Origin of the sequence: Paenibacillus sp. An7, assembly GCF_009870785.1 — a bacterium.
Lineage (GTDB): Bacteria > Bacillota > Bacilli > Paenibacillales > Paenibacillaceae > Paenibacillus.
Genome location: NZ_WTWX01000007.1, coordinates 67,797 through 93,992 on the forward strand (window position 1 = coordinate 67,797; position 26,196 = coordinate 93,992).

Genomic DNA, 26,196 nt, shown 5'->3' on the forward strand with positions numbered 1-26,196 from the left:
TAATACAAAAAGAGCAAAAAGAGCTGCCTTTATCATCCGCTGGATGTATAAAGGCAACTCTTTTTTGTAATGGATTTTAAGAATAAGAATGTTGCTGACTTTGCTTCGCGCTTTTTTGTTTGCGATAGCCTACGAAGAGTACGCCTGCAATGACAAACACAATGAATAGAATACGTACTACAGGATGTGCGGTGAAGAAGGGTTCAAGCATTCTCTCTTCTGTAATCATGTTGGAAGCTGTATATCCGAGAACCGCAGCACCAAGGAAAATAATCCATGGAAAACGGTTGATGAGCTTAATAAACAGCGTACTTCCCCAAACAATAATCGGCACACTAATTAATAGTCCAAGAATAACGAGAATTATATGTTGTTCTGCCGCACCTGCCACAGCGATTACATTATCAAGACCCATAGCTGCGTCTGCGATAACGATCGTTTTTACTGCAGTCCATAAGGAAACTCCTGCTTTTACTTCGGTATGCTCGTCCCCTTGATCTGCGAGCAGCTTATAGGCGATCCAGATGAGAAGCACGCCTCCTACAAGTAACAGCCAAGGAATCTGCAACAGCCACAGTACGACAACCGTTGCTGCAATCCGAATTAAGACCGCACCGCCAGTACCATATATAATCGCTTTTTTTTGAGTTTCCTGGGGCAAATTTCGGGCAGCGAGTCCGATGACGATTGCATTATCGCCGGCCAGTATAAGGTCGATAAATACAACCTGCAGCAAGCTGACTATAAACTCGCTGAAATTCATGTAGGTCACTCCTTTTAATAAAACGCTTTTGCTTGGTATAAATCGGAATTCATTATATTCCTCTGCCCGTACATCGTCAAGCATAGGCTTGGCAACGTGAACATACATCTAATGTATGGGGGTGTTCGTAACGTATGAACGAGCTATGGTTGCTGGCACAAATACTTATGATCAATCTTGTGCTTAGCGGAGATAATGCAGTGGTTATTGCACTAGCAAGTCGTAATCTGCCGGAACATAGAAGAAGACAAGCAGTATGGTGGGGCGCATTTGGTGCAGTCTTATTAAGATGTATCCTAACCTTTGTTGCAGTACTTATTCTCGAAATTCCATACATTCAGGCTGCAGGCGGGCTGATGCTTCTTTATATCGCATTTAAGCTGCTGCTCGAAGATACAGAAGAAGTGAATGTGCGTCAGTCTTCCACACTGTGGAGTGCCATTCAAACCATTCTTGTGGCAGATTTTGTGATGAGTTTGGACAATGTTTTAGCGATCGCGGCAATCGCAGACGGAGACCTTGCCCTGATCGTCATCGGAATTGCGATAAGCATACCTATCGTTGTATGGGGGAGCGGAATCATCGTAACTTTATTGCAAAAATATCCGATTCTCGTATTTGCAGGCTCTGCAATCTTAGCGTATACGGCAGGAGAGATGCTACTTCGCGATCCGAAACTAGGCATCTGGCTGCAGCATTATCTGTTTGGATATCAGGGGTTAATTCCTGCTATTGCTGCTGTATGTATTATGGTTAGCGGTGTTTTTCGAAAATTGATACATTACCGTGTTTAGTATTCTTGATGAGGATATTTAATAGGAAAGATACCGGCGGAAATCGCCGGTTTTTTCTTTAATTTGGTTATGCTAAGAGCATAGCGACACCTGCTTTCATCTATGATGAATGGAATTAGCTGACAGAGTAGTTTTTTGTAAAAACATAGGATAAACTATATATAGATAGGGGTGCTCAGTCCTTTGTATTTTTGGTTTGGAAACAGAATAATCACTTGAGGTAATAAGAAACAACAAATATATTATTTTTTGATGAATGAGGTGAAGGGATCGTGAAAGGAAGAAACGAACGTGCTATCGGCCTATTCATCGCGGTAGCCGGTCTTATTATTTTGCTGGGGAAATTCGGTGTATTTGGTTATATTGGTCGAAACTTTTGGCCGCTTGTTCTTTTGATACCTGGAATTTTACTGCATCTGTATTACTTTTTAAGAAAAACAAGTACGGTGGTACTGATTCCAGCTGGAATATTTACGGTCTATGGAATTTTATTTCTGATCTGTAATCTGTCTGGATGGTATCTGCTTGCCTATCTTTGGCCGGTTTTTATCTTTGGTATCGCCCTTGGACTTTTCGAATATGCCTTATTTGAATATCCAAGACCGGCAACCATTTATTCGACTTCAATAATAGGGCTTGCGGTTTCCATTGTTCTATTATTTATTGCCCTTCTTACGACCGGATTCATCTATCTATTTGCGGCTATATTAATTTTCGCCGGCATTTGGCTCATTTTCGGCAGACCTAAACCAAATCGCAGATTTCGATAATAATAAACTTGATTTTTGGTGGAATTAGTCTATAATATAAGGGATATAAGTGGATATAAGCGCGCTCGGACAATCCGGCGCTTCTTTTTTGAGCATTCCGTTTTTATTTACAAATAGACTTGATTTTGGAAAGGATATGGATACAAACCATGCATGTAAGAAAAAACATTCGTAATATTGCAATTATTGCCCACGTTGACCACGGGAAAACGACGTTAGTTGACAAATTGCTTCAACAATCAGGAACATACCGTGATCACGAGGCTGTACAAGAACGCGTAATGGACTCTAACGATATAGAACGTGAACGCGGAATTACTATCCTAGCTAAAAATACAGCAATCAACTATAAAGATTTCCTCATCAACATTGTGGATACTCCAGGACACGCTGACTTTGGCGGCGAAGTAGAACGTATCATGAAAATGGTTGACGGTGTACTTCTCGTTGTCGATGCTTACGAAGGATGTATGCCACAAACGAAGTTTGTACTTCGTAAAGCACTTGAGCACAACCTTACTCCGATCGTAGTTGTTAATAAGATTGACCGTCCGGCTGCACGTCCAGCTGAAGTAATTGATGAAGTACTTGATCTGTTTATCGAACTAGGTGCAAATGACGAACAGCTTGACTTCCCAGTTGTATATGCTTCCGCTTTGAACGGTACATCTAGTCTTGATCCTGAGAAACAAGATGAGAACATGATGAGCCTGTACGAAACAATCGTAGACCACATCCCGCATCCAACCGAAAGTGTGGAAGAACCCCTTCAATTCCTCGTTACTTTGATGGACTACAATGAATACCTTGGTCGTATCGCTATCGGACGTGTAAACCGTGGTGTAATTAAACAAGGACAACCTGTTACGGTAATGCTTCGTGATGGTGGTATGAAATCTGCTCGTATTGAGAAACTGTTTGGTTTCCAAGGGCTGAAACGTATAGAAGTAGCCGAAGCGGGCGCAGGCGACATCGTTGCTATTGCCGGTATCAAAGATATCAACATTGGTGAAACCATTGCTGATCCGAATAACCCTGAAGCTTTGCCGGTTCTAAAAATTGATGAGCCTACCCTTCAAATGACATTCCTTGTCAATACAAGTCCTTTTGCTGGCCGTGAAGGTAAATGGGTTACTTCTCGCAGACTTCGTGATCGTCTCTTCAAAGAGCTTGAAACAGACGTGAGTCTTCGTGTAGAAGAAACAGACAGCCCGGATGCATATATTGTTTCAGGTCGTGGTGAACTTCACCTTAGTATCTTGATCGAGAACATGCGCCGTGAAGGATATGAACTTGCGGTATCCAAACCAGAAGTTATCGTTAAAGAAGTCGACGGTAAGAAAATGGAGCCGATTGAGCGTCTTCTAATTGATATTCCTGAAGACAGCATGGGAGCTGTTATGGAAAGTCTTGGATCACGTAAAGCGGAAATGGTGAACATGGTGAACTCCGGAAACGGTCAAGTTCGTCTTGAATTCCTGATTCCAGCACGTGGACTCATTGGTTACCGTACAAACTTCCTGACCCTTACTCGCGGTTATGGTGTAATGAATAATGCATTTGACAGCTATGGTCCACTCGTGGGCGGACAAGTTGGCGGTCGTCACCAAGGCGTACTCGTATCCAGTGAGAGCGGAGTATCTACTTTCTACGGTATGATGGGGGTAGAGGATCGTGGAACGTTATTCCTTGAGCCAGGAACTGAAGTTTATGAAGGTATGATCGTTGGTGAGCACAATCGTGACAACGACATCGTCGTGAACATCTGTAAGGAAAAACAATTAACTAACGTTCGTTCTGCATCTAAAGACGATACAGTTAAAATGAAGACTCCAGTTATTTTCTCTCTTGAGCAAGCTCTTGAATACTTGAATGATGACGAATATTGCGAGATTACTCCAAAATCTGTTCGTCTTCGTAAAAAAATTCTTAATAAGAGTGAGCGCGAACGTGCAGAAAAACATCGTAAGATGGCGCAAGCTAACTCTTAATCGTCTTCAGATAAGATAAGGAAAAGAGAGCATGAACCTAAGGAAGGAGTTGACTCGCCATGCAAGCATGGTTAGCGTCACACCCGATCATAAGTTATGTGGTGATTTTTGTTCTGATCACGTATGTCTACAATAAGGTATTTCGTCCACAGCAAAAATTGTCATTACCAAAAGAGATATTACTGTACATCTTTATGGCCATAGGTGCTTTCATGCTGCTTATTTTCCAAATTGATAAACTGCCCATTATACAGTGCTTACTTGTTGCTGTGGGACTAATGATGCTTGTCCGAATTCGTTATTTCGTCGAAGGACGTCAGAAGAAAAAGACAGAAGCATCTGGACATACAGGTAAGATGTAAGTTGGAAGAGTTATAGGGTGTTAACCCAATACTATTTAATAAATGCAACTGGAGAAGACCGCTCTTTGAGCGGTCTTCTCCTTATTTAAAGGTAATTATTTCTAAAGAATTGATATAAACGGATAAAAAGCGGTAATATAGATAGAGTCAGAATGATAGAAACAGGTAAAGGTGTTGAGAGAATGAGTATGGATTCTAATGGACTTCCTCCTCGAAATCAGGGAGATCAGAAGTCGCCTTCTAAAATGAAACAAGACTCGCCTCAAAAGAAGAAAAGGCAAAGTCCTTTTCGTAAATTAATGAAATTGATTATGATCCTAGTAATTCTCGGTGTAGTGGCAGGCGGCGGCTATTTATATATGATTTATAACAATGTAATAAATACAGGAACGGATTCACCCGTTGCTGCTGAGAATTCGGCTAAGGTAAAGCCGCTGACAATGTTGATTTTGGGTACAGATTATCGCGAGGAGACGAATTCTTATCTTACTGACGTCGTTATGGTAGCTTCGATGAATCCAGCTACAGATTCGGCTACGCTTGTATCTTTACCGAGAGATACACTGATTCAGCTGAATGGTTATTCACAGCGCAAGCTAAATGCCTATTATCCTAGGTTTAAGGTGGCAGAAAAAGAGTCAGGAATAACGGCTGAAGAAGAAATGCGTGTGATGCTCAGTAAGTACTTAGATCTTGAAATTGATTATGTGACAGTCCTGAATTTTCAGGCCTTCTCAGACGCAGTGGATGCACTTGGCGGTGTTGACGTTAATGCGTCGCAGAACATGTGCTACCGAGATACAGCTGATGGTACCAACATTAATATCAAAAAAGGCCTGCAGCATCTGAGTGGAGATGAGGCACTCGATTATGTACGTTATCGTAAATCGAATTGTGATCCAAAGACACCAGCTTCGGATGACTTCTCTCGTAATCAGCGTCAAAGCGAAGTGCTGCAATCGATGATGGATCAGATGAAGTCACTTGGTGGTCTAGTGAAGATTGGAAAAGTGGTGGGAGCCGTAAGTGAGAACATCACGACTACGATAGAAAGTGATCAAGTGAAAAATTTCATCTCTGCTTACTGGGACATGTCAAAGGATAACGTGAATTTTGTGCCGGTGACAGGAACCTGGAACAGTCCTTATGTATATATTAATCAAAATGAATTAACGATAGCCAAAGAAGCACTTGCACAGGAACTTGCAGGAGAACACGTCTTTGTTAACTCTACTTCTAGTGAATAGAAGTAAACGAGGCTTCAGAAACCCAGTGAATCCAAATTCACTGGGTTTTTTTTGGCTTAATTAATGCTTTTCATAAATAAATTGGTTTATCTCAGGATATTTTCAGGAAAATGAACAATTATTTGCTCCTTAACGAATACATTGAAATAGGGGATGCAAGATTGTCCTTACCGCAACTACAAAGCTTGCCTAACTCTGCTTAAAAGACGCCGCCTTGGAGGGGATACCAATGAAAAAAATTTTTGTATTGGATACGAATGTGCTGCTTCATGACCCGGGCGCCATTTATGCTTTTGATGAGCATGAGGTCGTCATTCCAGCAGTTGTCCTAGAGGAAATTGACTCGAAGAAACGAAATGCGGACGAGATAGGACGCAATGCAAGATATGTATCGCGTTTATTAGACGGCTTAAGGGAGCTGGGTCACCTGCACAGCGGGGTACCACTACCAGAAGGCGGCAGATTAAAGGTGGAACTAAATCATCGCAGTTTTGTTCGAGTGCAGGAAATGTTCGGGGAAGTGACAAATGATAATCGTATTTTGGCTGTCGCTCTCAACTATCACCTCGAAGAGCAAGAAAAGGAGGAAGCAGATCAGGTTGTTCTCGTAAGTAAAGATGTGCTTGTCCGAATTAAAGCGGATGTGCTTGGTTTATATACGCAAGACTATTTATCGGATCGTACGGCTGATCCTAGTGATTTATATCCGGGTTATTCTACAATTAAAGTTCATCCCTCCGTTATTGATGAGTTTTATACGTATCGCTTTCTTCCTATTAAGCCTTTACAGCTGCCTTATGCTCTATATCCGCATGAATTTGTTATTCTTAAGGATGAGATGGGCACAGGGAAATCAGCCTTACTAAAAGTAAATCAAGAAGGAACAAAGATGGAGCCGCTGTATTTAAGTAACGATCCTGTATGGGGAATCGTAGCGAGGAATGCACAGCAACGGATGGCTCTCGAACTTTTATTAAATGATGAAATTCCGCTGGTTACGATTACAGGGAAGGCCGGAACAGGAAAAACGTTGCTTGCTTTAGCGGCAGGACTGCTTAGAGTGGAAGATGATCATAAATATAAAAAACTTTTGATTGCCAGACCGGTCGTACCCATGGGAAAAGATATAGGTTATCTACCTGGAGAGAAGGATGAGAAACTTCGTCCTTGGATGCAGCCTATTTATGATAATCTCGAGTTTTTATTTGATACGAAAAAATCAGGAGATATTGATAAGATTTTGATGGGGCTTGGCAGTATCCAAGTTGAGGCCTTAACTTATATTCGAGGAAGGTCAATACCAGGACAGTTTATTATTATTGATGAAGCTCAGAATTTGTCCAGACATGAAGTGAAAACCATTGTTTCCCGAGTAGGGGAAGGAAGTAAGATCATTCTCATGGGGGACCCGGAACAGATTGATCATCCTTATCTGGATTCATCGAGTAATGGACTCACGTATATTGTGGAACGTTTCCGTCAGGAAGGGATTAGCGGGCATATTATGCTTGAAAAAGGAGAACGATCAAAGCTCGCGCAGCTCGCAGCTGATTTATTATAAGAGAACAGGGTCTGTTTATTTCCCGGGAAAAGGGACTATCTTTAAAAATTGGAGAACCGGCATAAAGAACCGGTTCTTTTTGTATGGGAAAAGAAGAATGTAGAACAAAAACATAAAGGAAGTAGGACAACAGACCCAATAATTTGTTACAATAGTTGGTAAATGGAAGCTTTTTTTTGCGGAAGGAGCAAGAGCCTTGAAACGGAGAAATCATTGGATTCTGTTTGTTGTATTGTTATTGTCCCTAACCATACTTTCACCGAGTCTTGATCTCGCTCAAGATCAAACCAGAGAAGAAAGAGATGACGTGACAGATATATTCTCAGTTCCTGCTCCGGAGACTACGCATAAAAATAAACCTCTATCTGTCCTGGTATCGATGGACGATGAGGAATACAAAATTTTTCAGAGTTTTGCTAACAATATAGCAAAAGAAATCGGCATAGAGATTACAATAACAAATAGAGAAGCAACTGATTTTTATTCAGTGTTTAAGGAAACATTCATGATGGGGGAAAGCCCGGATACCCTGCTTATTGATAACCGGTATATAAAATGGTATGCCAGAAAAGGATATGCTCGGCCGGTGATGGGCGGAGATGGAAATATAGCTGCAGCTGACTCTTTTGATTCTGTGCTTCGAGCAGGCGAGTGGAACGGGTACCTGTGGTCTATTCCCATGGATATAGATCCCTATGTGTATGCCGAGTATCGGAACGAAGAGACAAGTAAGGAGCCGCTGCAATCGACTAGTACACGGGATGAGTGGATGTCTCGTCTTACGGGGTGGGGAAAAAGGCTGAATAAGCCTTTTTATTTCAATGGCGAAGATCCTGTGGCCTATGCTTCTTGGCTTACTTTCCTGGGGATTTATCCAGACGTCTCACACGTGTTTGAGTTAAATGGCGAACAAGAAGAGGATACATTACAGCAGATTCAAGCTATCCAGCCTCTATTTTCTTATATAAAGACAGAGCGGTACAATCTCTCGTCCGTTAGTAGAGATTTTCAAGCCGGCATCATTACTCTATCAGAACTCATTCCTGTTCATAGACAAGAACTTTCTTCCTACATTAATAATGATGTGAAGTCTCAGTCACTTGCTGTAAAAGGGCGTAGTTTTATTATCTCTCCTAAATCAACGCAAAAAGAAGCGACGGTAGAGTTTCTTACGAAACTTACATCGCCAAAGTCGGCAAAAAATTGGTTTACTCTCACAGGTAAGCTTCCCGTATATTCCACTCTGTATACGGATCCCGATCTATCTGATATAACCAATGCGATCCCGCTGCAAGCTTTAGAAGATAGTATGGAAGAATCATTATTACAGGATGAAGATCATGTGTTATCTGATCCTGAAAAGTCCTTTGCTGCAGCAGAAACGATTGAACAATTTGTACATGGGCAGCTCTCTTTAGAAGAATATGAACTACAGCTCGCGCTACTAATGACAGATTCAAGGTAGGAATTCTTCGAGTTGTGAATAGTCCTATTTGAGTGAAAGTTCCATCGTTACTTCAAGTGTTTGTTCTCTGGTGGATACACCGGTCGCCTTAATGAAGGACATTAATTTTTGAGGGTAAAATCCAAGGTCGAATTCTTGCTCAAGCATCGTACGAGTTGTATCAGGTAGTTCAAACTGGTTGAAAATGAGTTTATCAACATGAAAAAGAATACCGTTCTCTGGCTCATCAATTACAGAGTAATGACCGTAAACCGCGAGTTCAAGATCGTCACGTTTTCCAGAAGCAATAATGTAATCGTCGCTAAATTCAAACGAAAAGTCTTGGAAAATTTCATTCTCTGATCTTAAAAAATCATTTAGCTGCGCTTCGGTAATTGAAATCGTATAAGTGCCGCCATTTATAGAGAGAATGCCAGGTTCTTTTTGCACGTAGGAGGGGAGGTTCTCCATCGCCACAGCCAGCGCATTAAAATATTGATGTACTTCATGAACTCCGACATTATTCCAATAGGAAGTCAGTTCTACAATCAACTTCTCCATGAGGTCTCTTTGATCACTTGAAGAGAGCCCTTTTTCCACTTCTTCTTCAAGAGCCATTACTCGTTCTCTTTGATAGATCAGGTTTTGTTTGATCTGTTCAAGTTCAGTTGCACTTTGCTCCAGTTCCGTAGAAACAGCCATTAATTCATTGTATTTTTTATGATAGGCACGCAGAGTTTCCTGATCCCCAAGTATAATCATCTCATAATAACCGGCCACAATCTGGAGTGAACGAAAAGAATCTGAACTCAAAAGAATTTGGAGGAGCTGATTACGCTCACCCATATAATAGGATCTAACAATCGAACCAGCTCGTTCTTCGTGACCGACCATTTCTTCCTTATGTTGTTTGAGTTCTGTTTCAAGTAGTCGCTGCTTTTGCTGGAGTTCTTCCTGCTTATCTATGGTGCGCTTAATTTCATGATCAATCTCGACGATCGAGAGACTGTTCTGTAGTATATTCAGGTTATCATCTTCTATAGGAAGTTCTGCGTGGACATAAGAGGCAGGGTTCGCCATAAGAAGAAAGCAAATAGTAAGCGATACGATCTTATCGTGTAACCGGTGTCGCAATCAATTCTCCTCCTAACGCAAGCTTGTACCTTGTTAAAACATAATATGAAAAAGAGAATAAATAAAGAACGGTTTGGCAGTAACAGCCAAACCGTTCTTTAGTATGATCTTTATAAAGGATTGCCCATTTCAAATACAGTCCAATAGCTGAAACCGGTAAAACTAACAATCATGTAAGCCCAGAATAAAAGGATGTACGTTCTCTCAGTGAATTTCAAATAGCCAAGTACAACGAAGAAGACGGTTTGAAAGAAGAAAAGAAAGGCCATTTCTAGCATATTTGCGGCAAAAGCCATAAGTCCAATCGTTAGAGTGAAAAAACCAAGCACACGAAACATGCGCGCCACGATAGCAACCCCCTTTCTGATAATTCGATCAAATGTATACTAAGTAACATTATAGCCTTTAAGGAAAAACCTGTAAATAAAAATCGGGTTTGAAAGCGAAATCTTTTCGGGTATGACAATGCTCAAAATTGGAAATACATTTTAATATGAAATAGATTCTATGAACTCTATGAAGGGCATAAGAATGATTAAAGCTGCTTTTATAACCGGCTTACACTCTGGTATACCATGCCGGCAGTGAGGTTGTGATAATGGATGCAAGTTAGGAGGTTTATAGCATGACTGCTGTGAGACAAGATGCTTGGAGTGCAGAAGATGATTTGATTCTGGCTGATGTGACGCTTCGTCATATTCGTGAAGGAAGTACTCAGCTGGCTGCTTTTGAAGAAGTAGGGGATAAGATTGGAAGGACTTCTGCTGCTTGTGGTTTTCGTTGGAATAGTTTTGTCCGTAAAAAATATGATGAAGCTATCGGAATCGCAAAAGCGCAGCGTCAAAAAAGAAGTTATTCAAAAAGACAATCTTCGGTACAGCCGCAGGTTGCAGCCCTTTCTGTAACCGATACGGAAGAAATGGTATATCGCTCAGAAGCATTTTCAGAAGAAACGTTATCTATCGATGCCGTGATCCGGTTCCTGAGACAATGGAAAGGGATGGTTCACGAAAATGCTAGACATTTAAAACTCTTGGAAAAAGAGCTTCGTGAAAAAGAGGAAGAATTAAACGATTTGAAGTTTGAAAATGAACGATTGTTCAAACAAGTGAACGAGGTACAGACTGACTACCGTGTAGTGAACGATGATTACAAAGCGCTGATCCAGATTATGGACCGGGCAAGAAGACTAGCATTTTTGTCAGAAGAAGAGGAAGAAGTGAAATCTAGGTTTAAAATGGATGCGAACGGCAATCTCGAACGTATTGATTAACAGACAGATTAAGCCTGTATCTAAGACCCGTATTATCGCTATTATGCGGTAGACGGGTTTTTGTCATCTTATCCTTCTGTTATCATAATAAATAAATGAATCGTAATGGGAGTGAAATCTGTTTTGATGATTGATGTAATTGGTGCGGGGGCACTGGGACTACTATATGGAGGCCAGCTTGCGGCTTCTGGTGAATCGGTCCGTTTATGGGTGAGAACAGAGGAGCAAGCGGGTGAACTCGTGAGGAATGGGATACATATTACGGACCCCGAGGGGCATGTATCAAAGGTGCAAGTCTCTAATCTACAGATCTATGTGATCAACCGATTTAAAGAGATATGGCAGAAGCAATCGGGAAATCTTCTGATGATCATGACAAAGCAAGGAGCGATCAACGATGTGATTGAGGTGCTGACAAGCATCGATGTGGATATACCTATTTATTGTTTTCAAAATGGAACGGGTCATACTCGCAAAATGGCTACGGCTTTGCCTAAAGCCTCTGTGTTTGCTGCGGTAACAACAGAAGGGGCGAAAAGAACAAGCAAGTATGAAGTGATTCGAGCTGGTTATGGTGAAACACTCCTGCAGTCTTGCGAAGAAGATCAAACGAAAGCAACAAATGTGATGGTGTATTTTACAGAAGCATTGCTCAAAGCAGGATTTACTACAAAATTGTCGAATGAAATCGATAAGCTGGTTTACCGAAAACTGATGATTAATGCGATTATAAATCCCCTTACCTCCATTTGGAGAATTACAAACGGTGAGTTATTACATCATTCCTATCGGTTGCAGACGATGAAACAGTTGTATGTAGAAGCCGCTCGTGTGTATGATGCGCTGTCTATTCCTTATGATGCTGATTTATGGGAACAAGTGATTCAAGTTTGCCGCTCAACCGCAAGTAATCGGTCTTCGATGTGTACAGATGTCATGAATGGGAAAGCAACAGAGATTGATGCAATTAACGGCAGTATCATCGCTATGGCAAAGGAGGCAGGGGTGGCTGCTCCTGGACATGAGCTTGTATATAAATTAGTTCAAGGGATGTTAATAGAGGAGGGAGTGTAAAATTTGAATACAATCGAATCTTTCCTGAGCGTGCTGAGCATGCTCCCTTTTTTTCCGTTTCTCATTGTGTATTTCCTTGTTCTTTATTATAAGAAGCAAAAGAAAGTTGCCCTTCTTACCGCAATGGATGTAACAACGATCTTTCTGATTGCTGCGGTTGCTGCTCTATTTAATAATACATTTGACTCAGGGTTTGGATTCTATTTGATTTTAATCTTGTTACTTATTGCTCTCGGTCTGATCGGAAGTGCCCAAACTAGATTAAAAGGAAAGATTGATTATAAGCGTATGTTCAGGGTCGTTTGGCGCATGGCTTTTGTCTTGATGGGGTTTAGTTACTTAGTGCTTATGGCCTTTGGATTATTCAGTTACATAATAGCTCTGATGTAAGAAAATATGACATGTATTGTGTGTGTTTTGTGTCGAATGAGTCGAAATTTGAAAAAATATGTAGAAGAAGAAAAAGTTATATGGATTTTTTTGACCACTGGTTGTATAATCTATAAACATATACCACATTTTTTAGGGGGAAATGCTAGATGAAGAGGAAAAGTTTGCTAGTCCTTTTGACGCTTGTACTTGCATTTGGTACCGTACTTGCAGCGTGCGGTTCAGATAATAGCAATGATAGCAGTCAAGGTGATGGTGCTTCCACACCAACAGAACAGGTTCTAAGAATCAACTTGAGCGCTGAACCACCAACTTTTGACCCTGCTCAAGCGCAAGACAGCCAGACAAACACCGTTTTGAAAACGATGTATGAAGGCCTTGTTCGTACGGATTCTGAAGGCAACGTAATTGCAGGTGTAGCTGAAGATTGGGAAATTTCCGAAGATGGACTGATCTACGAGTTCAAACTTCGTGAAGATGCTAAATGGAGCAACGGCGACGCAGTAACAGCAAATGATTTTGTGTTTGCTTGGAAACGCGTACTTGATCCTGCAACCTCCCCAGCGCCTCCGTATTCCTATCAACTTTACTACATTAGCGGTGCAGAGGAATACAATGCTGGCGAAATAACAGATTTCTCCAAAGTCGGTGTTAAAGCTGTGGACGAGCATACTTTGAGAGTTACTCTTAAAAATCCGACTCCTTATTTCTTGGGTCTGACTTCATTCTATACTTACTATCCGGTTCACCAATCGGTAGAAGATAATGATAAATGGGCAACTAACAAAGACTCGATGATCACTAACGGTGCATTCACGCTTACCCAATGGACAACAGGACAAAAAATTGAGGTAACGAAGAACGAACAATATTGGGATAAAGATAATATCAAACTTTCAAAAATCGATATGTCTTTGACGCCTAGCGGTGCAACTGAGCTTTCCTCTTATAGAAGCGGAGAACTTGATTATGCTGGACATCCTAACGGCGAAATCCCTACTGACCAAATCCCAGGCGTAAGTAAAGAATTGCCAGAGGAATTCCATTCTACTGGTATTGCAACTACTTACTATTATATGTTTAATACAACGGCTGAGCCGTTCCAAAACGCGAAAATCCGTAAAGCATTTGCAATGGCGCTTACTCGTCAATCCATTGTTGATAACGTAACGCTTGGCGGACAAATTCCTGCTTACGGTTTTGTACCACCAGGTATCAAAGGTGAATCAACACAATTCCGTGAGGAAGTAAAAGATACAGGATACTTCCAAGAGAATGCAGATGAAGCGAAGAAATTGCTAGAAGAAGGTATGAAAGAAGAAGGATATACTACTCTTCCTAAGATTACTTTGATCTATAACTCGAGTGAAGCTCACCAAAAATTGGCGGTAGCTGTTGCGAATATGTGGAAAAACGTTCTTGGTGTGGAAGTAGCTACACAAAACCAAGAGTGGGGCGTATTCCTAGAAACTCGTAACAATCTTAACTATCAAATTGCACGCGCAGGTTGGTCTGCTGACTATAATGATCCAATGACATTTATGGATATTTGGACAACAGGTAACGGTAATAATGATGCTGGTTATGCGAATCCTGAATATGATGCTTTGATTAAGAAAGCGGCAGGGGAAAAAGATCTAGCTAAACGTAATGAGTACTTCGCACAAGCTGAGAAAATCTTGATTCAAGATGATATGGTTATTGCACCGGTGTACTATTATACGAACGTGTCACTCACTAAACCTGATCTTAAAGGTGTGAGCCTTGACTTTAGCGGAGCGATTGATTTCACCAGAGCTTATCTTGAGAACAAGTAATCATGTAACAGTATAGTTATTTCGGGATATATATGTGGGTAACCCCTTATATATCCCGATTTTTTATTTGTTCTACCAATTTCCAGAATTAAGTAATTTTTTAAGTGTAACGAAAATGAAATTACTATTATTATGCTGATTTACTTGTGATTCACATCTGTTAATTCTATGCGGGAGGTGTTCAAGGTCATGGTAAGATACGTGATCAATAGGCTTGTCTTTATGCTGGTATCATTATTTATCCTCATCTCCGCAACGTTTTTCTTAATGAAGGCGATTCCGGGTAACCCATTCATGGGGGAAAAAAATGTATCACCTGAGATTAAAGCTAGACTGATGGAGCAATATGGACTTGATAAGCCGGTTTTTCAACAATATATAAAGTATCTTAGTGATATTGTTACAGGCGATTTAGGTATTTCAATGAAAAAGCTTAATCAGAATGTAGGTGATATCATTGGCGATACGTTTGCTGTTTCTCTTAAACTTGGAGCCGTTGCGATCGTAGTTGCTGTCATTGTTGGTGTTTTGCTAGGAATGATTGCAGCTATGAATCATCGCAAGATTATTGATAATGTAGCGATGATATTAGCCGTACTGGGTATAGCAGTACCGAGTTTCGTGCTTGCATCCCTCCTGCAATTTTATTTGGCTCAAGAATTCGGCTTATTCAAAGTAATGGGGCTTAATGGCCCGCTTGACTACGTTCTTCCAGTAGCAGCATTATCTGCTCAGCCGATTGCTTTTATTGCCAGGTTGACTCGTTCGAGTATGCTCGAAGTCATTCATGCGGATTATGTGAAAACTGCGAAGGCGAAAGGTCTTAACAGTATTACGATTATGTTCAAACATATTATTCGTAACGCGATCCTTCCGGTTGTGACTTATGTTGGTCCGATGACGGCCAATATTATTACAGGATCGGTTGTCATTGAACGTATATTCGGGATCGGCGGGATCGGTAAAGTATTCGTTGAAAGTATTACAACTCGTGACTATACGATGATTATGGGAATTACTATTTTCTATGGACTAATCTTGATGGTGGCGCGCTTTATTACAGATATCGCTTATGTCATCATTGATCCGCGTATCAAATTATCCAACGGGAAGGAGGGCTAGGTAATGTCTGCAAATCAATCTCATATCGATCCAAACCACATGCAGCTTACACCCGAAGATTTTAGAAAAATCGGGGTAGACGAGAAGCAGGCAGAAGTCATTCAAAGACAAAGTGTCTCTGCCATGCGAGATGCTTGGGAACGCCTTCTGAAAAACAAGCTTGCCATGGGCAGCCTAGTCATCCTCATTATCATTATTATTATGGCTCTCTTTGCTCCACTGTTATCAGGGTACGAATACGATACACAAGATCTTACGAAAACCAACCAACCACCTTCTTCTGAATTTTGGTTTGGGACGGATGATCTCGGACGCGACATGTGGGTACGTACCTGGTCTGGTGCAAGGATTTCACTGCTCATTGGTTTTGCTGCAGCATTTATTGACCTTGCGATCGGTGTAATCTACGGCGGTATCATGGGATTCTATGGCGGACGTGTCGGAGAACTCATGAATAAATTCTCTGAAATCTTATATTCGATCCCTTATTTGCTAGTAACGATTCTACTACTAGTCGTATTTGAACCTAGCATAGGTACGATTATATTAGCTTTATGTATCACAGGCTGGATTAATATGTCCTGGATTGTACGCGGTGAGATTATGCAGCTGAAGAATCGGGAGTTCGTTCTAGCTTCTAAGTCCATGGGTGCTAATTCTTCTAGACTTATTTTCAAACATTTATTGCCAAATGCAGTAGGTCCAATTATTGTTACACTTACGCTTTCTGTACCAAGTGCCATCTTTAGTGAAGCATTCCTAAGTTTCTTGGGTCTTGGTGTACAAGCTCCTAGGGCTTCCCTTGGTTCAATGATTGAGAATGCACTGACAGGATGGATGTACTATCCTTGGCGGATGTTGTTCCCAGCAGGTCTTATCAGTTTGATTATGCTTGCGTTCAACTTGTTTGGTGATGGTCTTCGTGATGCACTTGATCCAAAATTGAAAAAATAGGAGGTGGATGTAATGGATTCGTTGTTACAGGTTAAAGATCTTAACGTTTCTTTTAAAGTGAGAGACGGAGAGGTGAAAGCTGTTCGCGGCATGAACTTCGAGATTGGCAAAGGGGAGACAGTTGCGATCGTAGGTGAATCAGGTAGTGGTAAAAGTGTAACAGCTCAAACCATTATGCGTTTGATTCCGTCTCCACCGTCTATCATTAATAAAGGTGAAATTATCTTTCAAGGGCAGAATTTGCTCAAGAAGACAAATAGACAAATGGAAGCAATCCGCGGCAAAGATATCGGAATGATCTTCCAAGATCCAATGACTTCACTGAATCCAACGATAAAAATTGGACATCAGATTACGGAAGTCTTGATTAAGCATCAAAAGATGTCTAAAGAAAAAGCAAAAAAAGAAGCCATCATGATGCTGAAGATGGTAGGAATCAAGAATGCGGAAGCTAGATTTAATCAGTATCCGCATGAGTTCTCCGGCGGTATGCGTCAGCGTGCGATGATTGCCATCGCCCTTGCTTGTAAACCTGCTCTTCTTATTGCAGATGAACCGACTACCGCTCTTGATGTAACGATTCAAGCCCAAATTATGGATGTTATGAAAGAGATGCAGGATAAGCTGGGTACATCAATCATTTTGATCACGCATGACCTTGGTGTTGTAGCGGGAATCGCGGACCGCGTTATCGTTATGTATGCAGGTGAAGTGGTAGAAACGGGAACCAAATATGAGATATTTAAAAATCCACAGCATCCATATACAAGAGGACTCATGCGCTCCATGCCTCGTTTGGATCAGAAAAAGGATGAGCCTCTTATTCCTATCGTGGGGACTCCGCCGGATCTGATCAAACCGCCGGTTGGCTGCCCGTTTGCAGCTCGCTGCGATAGTGCAATGAGCATCTGTCAAAAAGTGGACCCAGCCGCTACGGTATTCAGTGATACGCACTCTGCTCGTTGCTGGGAACATCATCCTATGGCGAAGGAGGTACATTCCTCATGAAGAGTAACAACTTGATTGAAGTAGAAGGTCTGAAGAAGTATTTTAATGTAGGAAATAATCGCACACTTAAAGCGGTAGATAACCTAAACTTTTACATTCGTGAAGGAGAGACTCTGGGCATGGTAGGAGAGTCTGGCTGTGGTAAGTCAACAGCTGGCCGTACCATTCTTCGTTTGTATGAGCCAACGGCAGGAAGTGTAAGATTTAACGGAACGGATATTTACAAATTACCTCCGAACAAAATGAAAGCCATGCGCCGAGACATGCAGATGATCTTCCAAGATCCTTATGCATCACTCAATCCGCGGTTTACCGTTGCTGACATTGTTGGAGAAGCGCTTGATATTCACAATATGGCAGGCAGCAGCAAAGAACGTAAGAAACGAATTGAGGAATTGCTTGACCTTGTTGGTCTGAACGCGGATCATGCCAACCGTTATCCTCATGAATTCTCGGGAGGTCAGCGTCAGCGGATCGGTATCGCTCGTGCACTGGCTGTAAATCCAAAGTTCATTATTTGTGATGAGCCCATCTCTGCACTGGATGTATCGATTCAGGCTCAGGTGGTTAACTTGCTCAAAGAACTTCAGGATCGACTTGGTTTGACGTATCTCTTTATTGCCCATGACCTTTCTATGGTTAAGCATATCAGTGACCGGGTTGCTGTTATGTATATGGGGAAAATGGTAGAACTGGCCGAGAGCGAAGAGCTTTATGCCAATCCAATTCATCCATATACCAAAATGTTGTTATCTGCGATTCCGATTCCGGATCCGGATATTGAAGCAAATAAAAAACGTATTATTATGCCGCAAGATGATGCAGGTCCAATTAGTAGCGGTAAAGAGGGCCAAGGTGCAAAAAGTGCTTACAACCTCGATAATGCTAAACTTATTGAAGTATCAAAAGGCCATTTTGTAGCTGAACCATACGCTTAATGTAATGTAGAAGCCATCGATGAAATCATCGACGGCTTCTTTCCATTGGAGTAGAAAAAGCTGAATGTGTATTTCGAGAGTGATTACTTCATCTATAACTACAGTATCGTTCTGATTTTACTTTGACGGGAACTTAAGCATTCGGTACAATCGAGTAAGGTTTTAAATGAATAGGAGGATGACCTCATGAATGTAATTCCTGAGGCGCTTCGTAGTGGATCACCACTCGCGGAACATTATTTACGTTACGATGAGGCCATACATCATTTGTACGAATATGATTTTCGTGATGCGGGAAGCTACGCAGCGCGTGCTGAATGGCTGGATCGAACCGAAGATACACGGGTGGATCGCCAAGATATCGTGCGTTTTTTGCGTTCATATAATAGAAGACTAAATTCACATCCCGCAGTAATGGAATCTATTGAGCGTTTGGCACAGCCGAATGCACTTGTAATTTCGGGCGGACAACAAAGCGGACTCTTTACGGGTTCATTACTTGTTATTTATAAGGCCGCAACGATCATTAAGGCTGCAAGAGAAGCTGAAATTAAGCTAAATCGCCCTGTCGTTCCTGTCTTCTGGATTGCAGGTGAAGATCATGACTGGGATGAAGTCGATCATACTTACATGATGACAGCTGATCTAAATATTACGAAGGTAAGAATGCCGGGTCGGTATGATGGAAGAGCATCTGTCAGTGAAGTCAGCGTAGATCGGGGAAACTGGCTTGAAGCGATACATAAGCTGGAAGAACTGCTCCCAGATACTGAGTTTAAACCTGGTCTAATATCTGATATCAAGGCAGCGGTTCAGGACGATAACCTAAGTCTTAGTGATGTATTCGCTAAAATGATGGGTCAATTGTTTGGTTCTTATGGACTTGTATTGCTGGATTCGGCTGATCCCGAGCTGCGTGCACTCGAAGTTCCCATTTTTGAGCGGATGATTGAAGACAACGATGCTTTGGAACGATGTTATCATGAATCGGCAGGGCATGTCGTAACCAGCGGATTTGGTATGCAGGCTGAGATAACTGCAGACTGTGCTAATATATTTTATATCCATGAAGGTTCTCGGTTGCTGCTACATAAAGAAAACGGGAAGTTTATCGATCGCAGAGGATACGTTTCTTTTACCAAAACGGAACTCATTGATATATTAAAACAACATCCGGAACGTTTTAGCAATAATGTTCTGACACGGCCGCTGATGCAGGATTCTCTGTTCCCAGTGTTATCTACCGTTCTTGGTCATGCAGAGATTGCTTATTGGGCGCTCACCAAAGAAGCTTTTCACCGTTTTGGGCTCAGGATGCCGATTTTGCAGCCAAGGATGTCTTTTACAATCTTGGATCAACATATTCAAAAATTAATGGATAAATATGATTTAAGTTTCCATGATATTCAGTATGCATTTAATGACAAAAAGGACACTTGGCTCAGCACTCTAGACGAATTTAACATGAATGAACAATTTGAATTGTTGAAAACTTCATTCCACAAACTGTATGCTCCCGTACTTGAGCAGCTAAATCAGATAGAGCCTGGGCTTGGACGACTTGGCGTTACAAACAGCAGCAAGATTGAAGAACAGATTTCCTATATGCAGCTGAGAACAAAACAAGCTATCGCACAGAGGCATGATGCTTCAGTGAAACAATGGGATACAATAGACCTGACCTTATTCCCAATGAAACGTCCGCAAGAGAGAGTCTATAACGTATACGGTTATTTAAATCGCTATGGTACACGCTGGCTTACGGATCTCATGAATATTCCTGCTGATCTTAGCGGCCATCATCATATTCTGTATCTATAATGGAGGAACAAGGATGACTACGGAAGCACTGAGAAATAGTATTGTTGCAGATATGGGGCTTGCTCCAGAAGGCCATCTCAAAATTGATTGGGTAGAAGCTCACATGCCGGTTCTTAACCGGGTGCGCAAAGAATTTGAGGCAGATTTGCCTTTTAAAGGCCTGAATATTACGATTTGTCTTCATCTTGAAGCAAAAACAGCTTATCTTGCGAAAGTCATTCAAGCGGGCGGAGCAAAGGTAACCATTACAGGAAGTAACCCGCTGTCCACACAAGATGATGTATGTGCAGCCCTTGTTGAAGATGGGATCACGGTATTTGCTAAATACAATCCTGACCCAGCTGAATATAAGCAGTTGATTATTAATGCGCTGGAAACAAAACCGGATTTCATCATTGATGATGGCGGGGATCTGGTTACGATCCTTCATTCGGAGAGACCTGAGCTGCTTGAAACCATTCGAGGCGGTGCAGAAGAAACGACAACCGGGATTATTAAGTTAAAAGCCCTCGAAAAAGAGGGAGTGCTGAAACTTCCGATGGTTGCGGTTAATGACGCATACTGTAAATATCTTTTCGACAACCGTTATGGCACAGGACAATCTGCATTTGATGGCATTATTCGGACAACGAATCTTGTCGTAGCAGGCAGTACCGTAGTTGTTGTGGGGTATGGATGGTGTGGTAAAGGTGTAGCTATGCGTGCAAAAGGACTCGGAGCGAATGTGATTGTCACCGAAGTAGACCCGATTAAAGCGGTTGAGGCTCACATGGATGGATTCCAAGTTATGCCGATGATCGAAGCAGCGAAACGGGGGAACTTCTTCATTACCGTTACAGGGAACAAGGATGTTATCACAGGAGAGCACTATGATGTGATGAAAGATGGAGCGGTTCTAGCGAATGCAGGCCACTTTGATGTGGAAGTGAACAAACCTGAACTTGCTAAACGTGCCGTATCCATCCGTACCGTTCGTAAAAATATTGAAGAATACCGCTTTGCAGATGGCAGAAAAATGTATCTTCTCGCTGAAGGTCGTCTGGTTAACCTGGCAGCAGCAGATGGGCATCCAGCAGAAATTATGGATACTACATTTGCGCTGCAAGCGCTCGGACTTCGTTATGTAAGAGAAAATCATGAAATGCTTGATCGTTCTGTTATTAAAGTCCCTTATGAGATTGATGAGAAAGTAGCGAGGTACAAACTGGATAGTCTAGGTATTACCCTTGATACACTGACAGAGCAACAAAAAGCTTATCTCGATAGCTGGAATGCATAATTATTTTTGAAGTAAAAAAGAGTGATGTGAAAGCCTAAATAAGGCGGAACACATCACTCTTTTTGTGCGTCAAGGTAGTCTCTTTACATCTTTTCCAAAAAGTTTCATAGCAAGCTAGAAGGGTTTTGATTTTTACAGGCGAATCTATTATGCTTAAGTGGTGGAAAGTGGAGCAAAGTGGAGAGTTTAGGGTGAGGAGTGGTGGACAATGTTTATGGGGGAGTTCCAACATAGCATTGACGATAAAGGCCGAATCATTATTCCGGCTAAATTCCGCGAACCTCTTGGACCTAGCTTTGTGATCACTCGAGGCTTAGACCAGTGTCTGTTTGTGTACCCGATGGAAGAATGGGGGATCATGGAACAGAAACTTAAAGCTCTTCCGCTGATGAAATCCGATGCACGTGCATTTACACGCTTTTTTTTCTCAGGAGCAACAGAATGCGAACTCGACAAACAGGGCAGGGTAAATTTACCGCCCAATTTGCGGGATTACGCCAAGATGGACAAGGAATGTGTGGTTCTTGGTGTTTCGAATCGGGTGGAGATCTGGAGCAAAGGCATTTGGGAACAATACTACAGCCAATCTGAAGAAACGTTTAATGATATTGCCGAAAAGCTGGTCGATTTTAATTTTGAATTTTAACATGGCAGTAAGGAAATCAACAAGAAATCACACAACTGTGCAGATATGAATTAGCAAATCTGTAAATCAAAACAATGTCTGGAGGACAAGCAAGTGTTTCACCACATTACCGTACTTAAAGAAGAAGCAACCGAAGGACTTAACATCAAACAGGACGGGATTTACGTGGACTGCACGCTCGGCGGTGCAGGTCATAGCTCGGTTATCGCTTCAAAACTGGGACCAAAGGGAAGACTCATTGCCCTTGACCAGGACGATTGGGCTCTTGATCATGCCAAGAGTAAACTAGCGGAGTTTGATACGAACATTACACTCATAAAGACTAATTTTCGGGATTTAACCGAAGTGCTGACTGCGCAGGACGTGCCAATGCAGGGCGGGATACCACAAGTGGACGGTATATTGTACGACCTAGGTGTGTCATCACCCCAGTTTGATGAAGGAGAACGCGGATTCAGTTATAACCACGATGCACCACTGGATATGCGGATGGATCAATCTGCTCTTTTGACAGCAAGAGACATCATTAATGAGTGGAGCGAAGAAGAAATTGCCCGAATTTTGTATGTTTATGGCGAAGAAAAGTTTTCAAGACGCATTGCGCGGGTAATAGTTAAAAAAAGAAAGTCTGCACCTATTGAAACTACAGGCGAATTGGTCGATATCATAAAAGAAGGTATTCCGGCGGCTGCCCGGAGAACGGGCGGTCATCCTGCCAAACGAAGCTTTCAAGCACTTCGAATTGCCGTGAATGATGAGCTCGGTGCATTTGAGGAAGCTTTACATCAGGCTGTGCGTTGTCTTAAGCCTGGAGGCAGAGTATCTGTTATTACGTTTCATTCCTTGGAAGACAGGATATGCAAACAGATTTTTAGCAGTTATTTAGAAAAATGCACATGCCCAACTGACTTCCCGTTATGTGTCTGCGGGGGTAAAGGAACGCTGCGACTCGTAAATCGTAAGCCAATGGTACCCACAGAAGCAGAACTGTCGCAAAACCCCAGAGCGCGTTCAGCAAAGCTGCGTGTAGCGGAGAAACTGTAACCTATTGAAACGTAAGGAGAGTCGACTATGGCCTATACACGTGGCAATCTGGCAATGAAAGAGAGAGCAAATGCTGCACAGCTAAAGCCTAATCGCTATAAGGAGACGACAAAAGTCGTAACACGGAGAACAGGTCTGCCTCCAAGAGAGAAATTCCTGTATCTGATGACTGTAATCGTATGTATAGCAATTGCGAGTGTTTTGGTGGGCAGATATGCAAGTATTTACGACCTGAACAAGCAGATGCACACGGCAAACCAGAGTATTGAGAAGTCTAACAAAGAAATGGCTGTCATTGAGGTTCAAAAAGAAAAACTGGAAAGCGATATTGTGGTGAAAGCACGGGAGCTCGGTTACATTGAGCCGTCTTCCGAACAAGAGGCAATCCGAGTTCAAAGAACGTCAGTTACAACGGCGACTCCGTAAGGAAGGACCAAGCTGACGATTGAATGTGAGGTTTGAAGATGGGGAAAACGGGAAAAAGAATAAAACTTCGCACGTTACTTATTGGAGGGATCATCACCCTCTTTTTTCTTGTACTTATTGGGAAAGTATTTTGGATTCAAGTAGTTGATGCGGATACATGGAAAAAGCATGCTTTGGAACTTATCGATCGAACGAAGATCATCTCTGCTAAGCGGGGAACGATTACCGATCGGAATGGAGATATTCTTGCTAAAGATGCCCCTGCTTATACGGTGGCAGTGAATCCTAAACTCATCGCTGAAAAAGAGATTGAAGATGAGGTTGTGAAGGGGCTCCATAATTTGCTCGGCAAAGATGAGGCTGGTCTTCGAGAAGATATAACTTCAACAAAGGATGACGGTGAGTTACGCATTTACCGCGAGGTTCGAAGCGAAGGGTACAAGATCAGCCAAGAACTGAAGGATCAAGTTGATGAATTTAGAGAAAAACTGGACGAAGAATATGGTGCAAAAGATGCGATTGTTTTGATGGAAGCAACAAAACGGTTCTATCCTGAAAATAATCTGGCGTCTCATGTTCTTGGCTACCTGAATAAAGAAGATGACCCCGTCTATGGCCTGGAGCTCTATTATGATGAGAAGTTAAAAGGACAAGATGGCAAAATGGTGTATCAGGCTGACAGGAAAGGCGTAGAGATTAATAATTCAACGGTTGAGTATACCCCTACTGTTAATGGTAAGAATTTGAAGCTAACCCTTGATGATACGATCCAGTTCTATATAGAAGAAGCAATGAAAAAAGCGGTGGATCAGTATGATCCGATCAGTATGACCGTTATCGCAGCCGATCCAAACACAATGGAAATCTTAGGAATGGCTAATATGCCAAATTATAATCCGAACACGTACTGGGAATCGGAACAAGAAGATTTTTATAATCACGCGATCCAATCTATTTACGAGCCTGGTTCTACCTTTAAGATTGTAACCCTGGCAGGAGCCGTAGAAGAAAAACTGTTTAATCCAAATGCTACCTATGAATCCGGCAGTGTTACAGTAGGGGGTCGCACGATTAGTGACGTAAGTCGTAGTTGGGGGACAATAACCTATCTCGATGGAGTCAAACGTTCCAGTAACGTTGCGTTTGTTAACCTCGGGTATAAAATGCTTGGCGGAGAAAAACTACGCAGTTATATTGATAAGTTTGGATTTGGTGTAAAAACAGGAATTGATTTGCCTAATGAATCTGCTTCGCCGATTCGCGAACTGCATTATGCTGCAGATATAGCTGCGGCTTCATACGGACATGGTCTCGTACAAGTTACGCCGCTTCAGCAGGTTGCTGCCGTTTCAGCTATTGCTAATGGCGGTAAATTATTGGTTCCGCATCTGGTCAAAGAGATAACAGATCCGAATACGGGTGAAGTAGAAAAGGTAGAGCCTAAGGTAGTAAGACAAGCGATATCGGCGTCTACTTCCAAAACAGTTAGCACTTATCTAGAACAAGTGGTTGCTGATCGGGAAAAAGGTTCTGGAAGAAAAGCATATATTGATGGTTATCGTGTCGCAGGTAAGACAGGGACGGCGATAAAGTATGTGAATGGTAAATATGATCATTCGAAGGCAGTTGTATCCTTTATTGGTTTCGCGCCTGCAGACAATCCTAAAATTGCAATGATCGTCGTAATTGACCAGCCGAATGACCCCACGGTAGGGGGAGGAACCGCAGCAGCTCCTGTATTTAAGGAGATCATGTCAAAGTCCCTTACGTATCTGGGTGTACCAAAAGAAACGGCATCTAAAGATGACACCGATAAATCAACAGTGGTGAGCAAAAAAGCACCGGATTTGGTTGGGAAATCGGGCAAAGAAGCAAGATCACAGCTTCTTGATCAAGGGATTGCTTATGAAACTCTTGGTAAGGGAAGTGAAGTCATTAAGCAATATCCAGAGTCGGGTACTGCTTTACAGCCTGGGCAGCGTGTCTATTTGTTAACAGAAGACAGCGATACGATGGAAGTACCGGATCTGACGGGAGAATCCCTGCGGGATGCCCTGGAAGTACTGACTCTAATTAAAGTAGGAGTTAAAGTCGAAGGTGAAGGTTTCGTATCTGAACAAAAGGTAGAAGTGTCCGGCGAACAACGGACGGTTATCCTTAGGCTAAAATCGGCCAAAGAAACTGTTACTGGAGAAACAGGAGAAGATGTGCTTTCTTCGGAAGAGGCAGAGGGTTTGAATAAAACCAATGCCGGTACTGAAAATAAAGAACCAGCGGAATCAACGGAACCTGAAATAAGCGGTACTACAGCTGAAGAACGCGGTGATAACTAAAGGCT

Annotated in this window: 24 protein-coding genes; 21 read left to right on the forward strand and 3 right to left on the reverse strand. The window is 42.0% G+C overall.

The window, feature by feature from the left end; genetic code table 11:
* Positions 1 to 76: 76 nt before the first annotated feature.
* Positions 77 to 763, reverse strand: a complete 687-nt coding sequence (locus GQY27_RS10765) for a TerC family protein (protein WP_160034165.1) — start codon at positions 761 to 763, stop codon at positions 77 to 79.
* A 134-nt stretch (positions 764 to 897) separates the two neighbouring features.
* Here GQY27_RS10765 and GQY27_RS10770 point away from each other — a divergent pair, with 134 nt between their 5' ends.
* The 7 genes from GQY27_RS10770 (at position 898) to GQY27_RS10800 (ending at position 8,953) form a co-directional block, all read left to right on the forward strand.
* A complete protein-coding gene (locus GQY27_RS10770; protein ID WP_160034167.1) occupies positions 898 to 1,557 on the forward strand; it encodes a TerC family protein in 660 nt (219 codons plus the stop codon).
* A 272-nt stretch (positions 1,558 to 1,829) separates the two neighbouring features.
* A complete protein-coding gene (locus GQY27_RS10775; RefSeq protein ID WP_160034169.1) occupies positions 1,830 to 2,327 on the forward strand; it encodes a hypothetical protein in 498 nt (165 codons plus the stop codon).
* Positions 2,328 to 2,476: 149 nt separating this feature from the next.
* Complete coding sequence (typA, locus tag GQY27_RS10780) at positions 2,477 to 4,318, forward strand: translational GTPase TypA (protein WP_160034171.1); 1,842 nt, start codon at positions 2,477 to 2,479, stop codon at positions 4,316 to 4,318.
* Positions 4,319 to 4,377: 59 nt separating this feature from the next.
* Positions 4,378 to 4,680, forward strand: coding sequence for a YlaH-like family protein (locus GQY27_RS10785; RefSeq protein ID WP_160034173.1), 303 nt, complete (start codon positions 4,378 to 4,380; stop codon positions 4,678 to 4,680).
* A gap of 182 nt (positions 4,681 to 4,862) precedes the next feature.
* The gene (locus tag GQY27_RS10790; RefSeq protein ID WP_160034175.1) at positions 4,863 to 5,927 is read left to right on the forward strand and encodes an LCP family protein; all 1,065 of its coding nucleotides are present in this window, start codon (positions 4,863 to 4,865) and stop codon (positions 5,925 to 5,927) included.
* A gap of 229 nt (positions 5,928 to 6,156) precedes the next feature.
* Positions 6,157 to 7,488: a PhoH family protein gene (locus tag GQY27_RS10795; protein ID WP_160034177.1), complete on the forward strand. Its 1,332-nt coding sequence runs from the start codon at positions 6,157 to 6,159 to the stop codon at positions 7,486 to 7,488.
* 196 nt (positions 7,489 to 7,684) lie between these two features.
* On the forward strand, positions 7,685 to 8,953 hold the full coding sequence (locus tag GQY27_RS10800) for a type 2 periplasmic-binding domain-containing protein (protein WP_160034179.1): 1,269 nt from the start codon (positions 7,685 to 7,687) through the stop codon (positions 8,951 to 8,953).
* 24 nt (positions 8,954 to 8,977) lie between these two features.
* Here GQY27_RS10800 and GQY27_RS10805 read toward each other — a convergent pair whose 3' ends face one another.
* A complete protein-coding gene (locus tag GQY27_RS10805) occupies positions 8,978 to 10,066 on the reverse strand; it encodes a hypothetical protein (RefSeq protein ID WP_236570560.1) in 1,089 nt (362 codons plus the stop codon).
* A gap of 110 nt (positions 10,067 to 10,176) precedes the next feature.
* The gene (locus tag GQY27_RS10810; RefSeq protein ID WP_160034181.1) at positions 10,177 to 10,413 is read right to left on the reverse strand and encodes a DUF2626 family protein; all 237 of its coding nucleotides are present in this window, start codon (positions 10,411 to 10,413) and stop codon (positions 10,177 to 10,179) included.
* A gap of 278 nt (positions 10,414 to 10,691) precedes the next feature.
* Here GQY27_RS10810 and GQY27_RS10815 point away from each other — a divergent pair, with 278 nt between their 5' ends.
* From GQY27_RS10815 to GQY27_RS10880, 14 genes are all read left to right on the forward strand, one after another.
* Positions 10,692 to 11,339 (forward strand): RsfA family transcriptional regulator, encoded by a 648-nt coding sequence (locus tag GQY27_RS10815; protein WP_160034183.1) that lies wholly within the window; start codon positions 10,692 to 10,694, stop codon positions 11,337 to 11,339.
* 126 nt (positions 11,340 to 11,465) lie between these two features.
* Positions 11,466 to 12,413, forward strand: coding sequence for a ketopantoate reductase family protein (locus tag GQY27_RS10820; RefSeq protein ID WP_236570563.1), 948 nt, complete (start codon positions 11,466 to 11,468; stop codon positions 12,411 to 12,413).
* 3 nt (positions 12,414 to 12,416) lie between these two features.
* Complete coding sequence (locus GQY27_RS10825; protein WP_442950901.1) at positions 12,417 to 12,803, forward strand: DUF3397 domain-containing protein; 387 nt, start codon at positions 12,417 to 12,419, stop codon at positions 12,801 to 12,803.
* A 149-nt stretch (positions 12,804 to 12,952) separates the two neighbouring features.
* Entirely contained in the window at positions 12,953 to 14,620 is a 1,668-nt protein-coding gene (locus tag GQY27_RS10830) for a peptide ABC transporter substrate-binding protein (RefSeq protein WP_160034187.1), read from the forward strand.
* A gap of 189 nt (positions 14,621 to 14,809) precedes the next feature.
* Positions 14,810 to 15,742, forward strand: a complete 933-nt coding sequence (locus GQY27_RS10835; RefSeq protein WP_160034189.1) for an ABC transporter permease — start codon at positions 14,810 to 14,812, stop codon at positions 15,740 to 15,742.
* Positions 15,743 to 15,745: 3 nt separating this feature from the next.
* Positions 15,746 to 16,696 carry an ABC transporter permease gene (locus GQY27_RS10840; RefSeq protein ID WP_160034191.1) on the forward strand — a complete coding sequence of 317 codons (951 nt, stop codon included), beginning with the start codon at positions 15,746 to 15,748 and terminating at the stop codon, positions 16,694 to 16,696.
* A 12-nt stretch (positions 16,697 to 16,708) separates the two neighbouring features.
* Positions 16,709 to 17,704: an ABC transporter ATP-binding protein gene (locus GQY27_RS10845; RefSeq protein ID WP_160034193.1), complete on the forward strand. Its 996-nt coding sequence runs from the start codon at positions 16,709 to 16,711 to the stop codon at positions 17,702 to 17,704.
* A complete protein-coding gene (locus tag GQY27_RS10850) occupies positions 17,701 to 18,642 on the forward strand; it encodes an ABC transporter ATP-binding protein (RefSeq protein WP_160034195.1) in 942 nt (313 codons plus the stop codon). The genes GQY27_RS10845 and GQY27_RS10850 overlap by 4 nt, the downstream gene beginning before the upstream one ends.
* A gap of 186 nt (positions 18,643 to 18,828) precedes the next feature.
* Positions 18,829 to 20,463 (forward strand): bacillithiol biosynthesis cysteine-adding enzyme BshC, encoded by a 1,635-nt coding sequence (gene bshC / locus GQY27_RS10855; protein ID WP_160034197.1) that lies wholly within the window; start codon positions 18,829 to 18,831, stop codon positions 20,461 to 20,463.
* A 13-nt stretch (positions 20,464 to 20,476) separates the two neighbouring features.
* On the forward strand, positions 20,477 to 21,742 hold the full coding sequence (locus tag GQY27_RS10860) for an adenosylhomocysteinase (RefSeq protein ID WP_160034199.1): 1,266 nt from the start codon (positions 20,477 to 20,479) through the stop codon (positions 21,740 to 21,742).
* A 208-nt stretch (positions 21,743 to 21,950) separates the two neighbouring features.
* Positions 21,951 to 22,388 carry a division/cell wall cluster transcriptional repressor MraZ gene (gene mraZ, locus GQY27_RS10865; RefSeq protein WP_160034201.1) on the forward strand — a complete coding sequence of 146 codons (438 nt, stop codon included), beginning with the start codon at positions 21,951 to 21,953 and terminating at the stop codon, positions 22,386 to 22,388.
* Between the two features lie 93 nt (positions 22,389 to 22,481).
* Positions 22,482 to 23,432 (forward strand): 16S rRNA (cytosine(1402)-N(4))-methyltransferase RsmH, encoded by a 951-nt coding sequence (rsmH, locus tag GQY27_RS10870; RefSeq protein WP_160034203.1) that lies wholly within the window; start codon positions 22,482 to 22,484, stop codon positions 23,430 to 23,432.
* Positions 23,433 to 23,459: 27 nt separating this feature from the next.
* Positions 23,460 to 23,858 (forward strand): hypothetical protein, encoded by a 399-nt coding sequence (locus tag GQY27_RS10875; protein WP_160034205.1) that lies wholly within the window; start codon positions 23,460 to 23,462, stop codon positions 23,856 to 23,858.
* 38 nt (positions 23,859 to 23,896) lie between these two features.
* Entirely contained in the window at positions 23,897 to 26,191 is a 2,295-nt protein-coding gene (locus GQY27_RS10880) for a penicillin-binding transpeptidase domain-containing protein (RefSeq protein WP_160034207.1), read from the forward strand.
* Positions 26,192 to 26,196 lie beyond the last annotated feature (5 nt).

Coding starts and splice junctions, on each gene's coding strand:
- GQY27_RS10880 (WP_160034207.1), top strand. CDS start 23,897: ATGGGGAAAACGGGAAAAAGAATAAAACTTCGCACGTTACTTATTGGA.
- bshC (WP_160034197.1), top strand. CDS start 18,829: ATGAATGTAATTCCTGAGGCGCTTCGTAGTGGATCACCACTCGCGGAA.
- GQY27_RS10765 (WP_160034165.1), bottom strand. CDS start 763: ATGAATTTCAGCGAGTTTATAGTCAGCTTGCTGCAGGTTGTATTTATC.
- mraZ (WP_160034201.1), top strand. CDS start 21,951: ATGTTTATGGGGGAGTTCCAACATAGCATTGACGATAAAGGCCGAATC.
- GQY27_RS10820 (WP_236570563.1), top strand. CDS start 11,466: ATGATTGATGTAATTGGTGCGGGGGCACTGGGACTACTATATGGAGGC.
- GQY27_RS10850 (WP_160034195.1), top strand. CDS start 17,701: ATGAAGAGTAACAACTTGATTGAAGTAGAAGGTCTGAAGAAGTATTTT.
- GQY27_RS10770 (WP_160034167.1), top strand. CDS start 898: ATGAACGAGCTATGGTTGCTGGCACAAATACTTATGATCAATCTTGTG.
- GQY27_RS10860 (WP_160034199.1), top strand. CDS start 20,477: ATGACTACGGAAGCACTGAGAAATAGTATTGTTGCAGATATGGGGCTT.
- GQY27_RS10795 (WP_160034177.1), top strand. CDS start 6,157: ATGAAAAAAATTTTTGTATTGGATACGAATGTGCTGCTTCATGACCCG.
- GQY27_RS10790 (WP_160034175.1), top strand. CDS start 4,863: ATGAGTATGGATTCTAATGGACTTCCTCCTCGAAATCAGGGAGATCAG.
- GQY27_RS10830 (WP_160034187.1), top strand. CDS start 12,953: ATGAAGAGGAAAAGTTTGCTAGTCCTTTTGACGCTTGTACTTGCATTT.
- GQY27_RS10815 (WP_160034183.1), top strand. CDS start 10,692: ATGACTGCTGTGAGACAAGATGCTTGGAGTGCAGAAGATGATTTGATT.
- GQY27_RS10785 (WP_160034173.1), top strand. CDS start 4,378: ATGCAAGCATGGTTAGCGTCACACCCGATCATAAGTTATGTGGTGATT.
- GQY27_RS10845 (WP_160034193.1), top strand. CDS start 16,709: ATGGATTCGTTGTTACAGGTTAAAGATCTTAACGTTTCTTTTAAAGTG.
- typA (WP_160034171.1), top strand. CDS start 2,477: ATGCATGTAAGAAAAAACATTCGTAATATTGCAATTATTGCCCACGTT.
- GQY27_RS10840 (WP_160034191.1), top strand. CDS start 15,746: ATGTCTGCAAATCAATCTCATATCGATCCAAACCACATGCAGCTTACA.
- GQY27_RS10875 (WP_160034205.1), top strand. CDS start 23,460: ATGGCCTATACACGTGGCAATCTGGCAATGAAAGAGAGAGCAAATGCT.
- GQY27_RS10835 (WP_160034189.1), top strand. CDS start 14,810: ATGGTAAGATACGTGATCAATAGGCTTGTCTTTATGCTGGTATCATTA.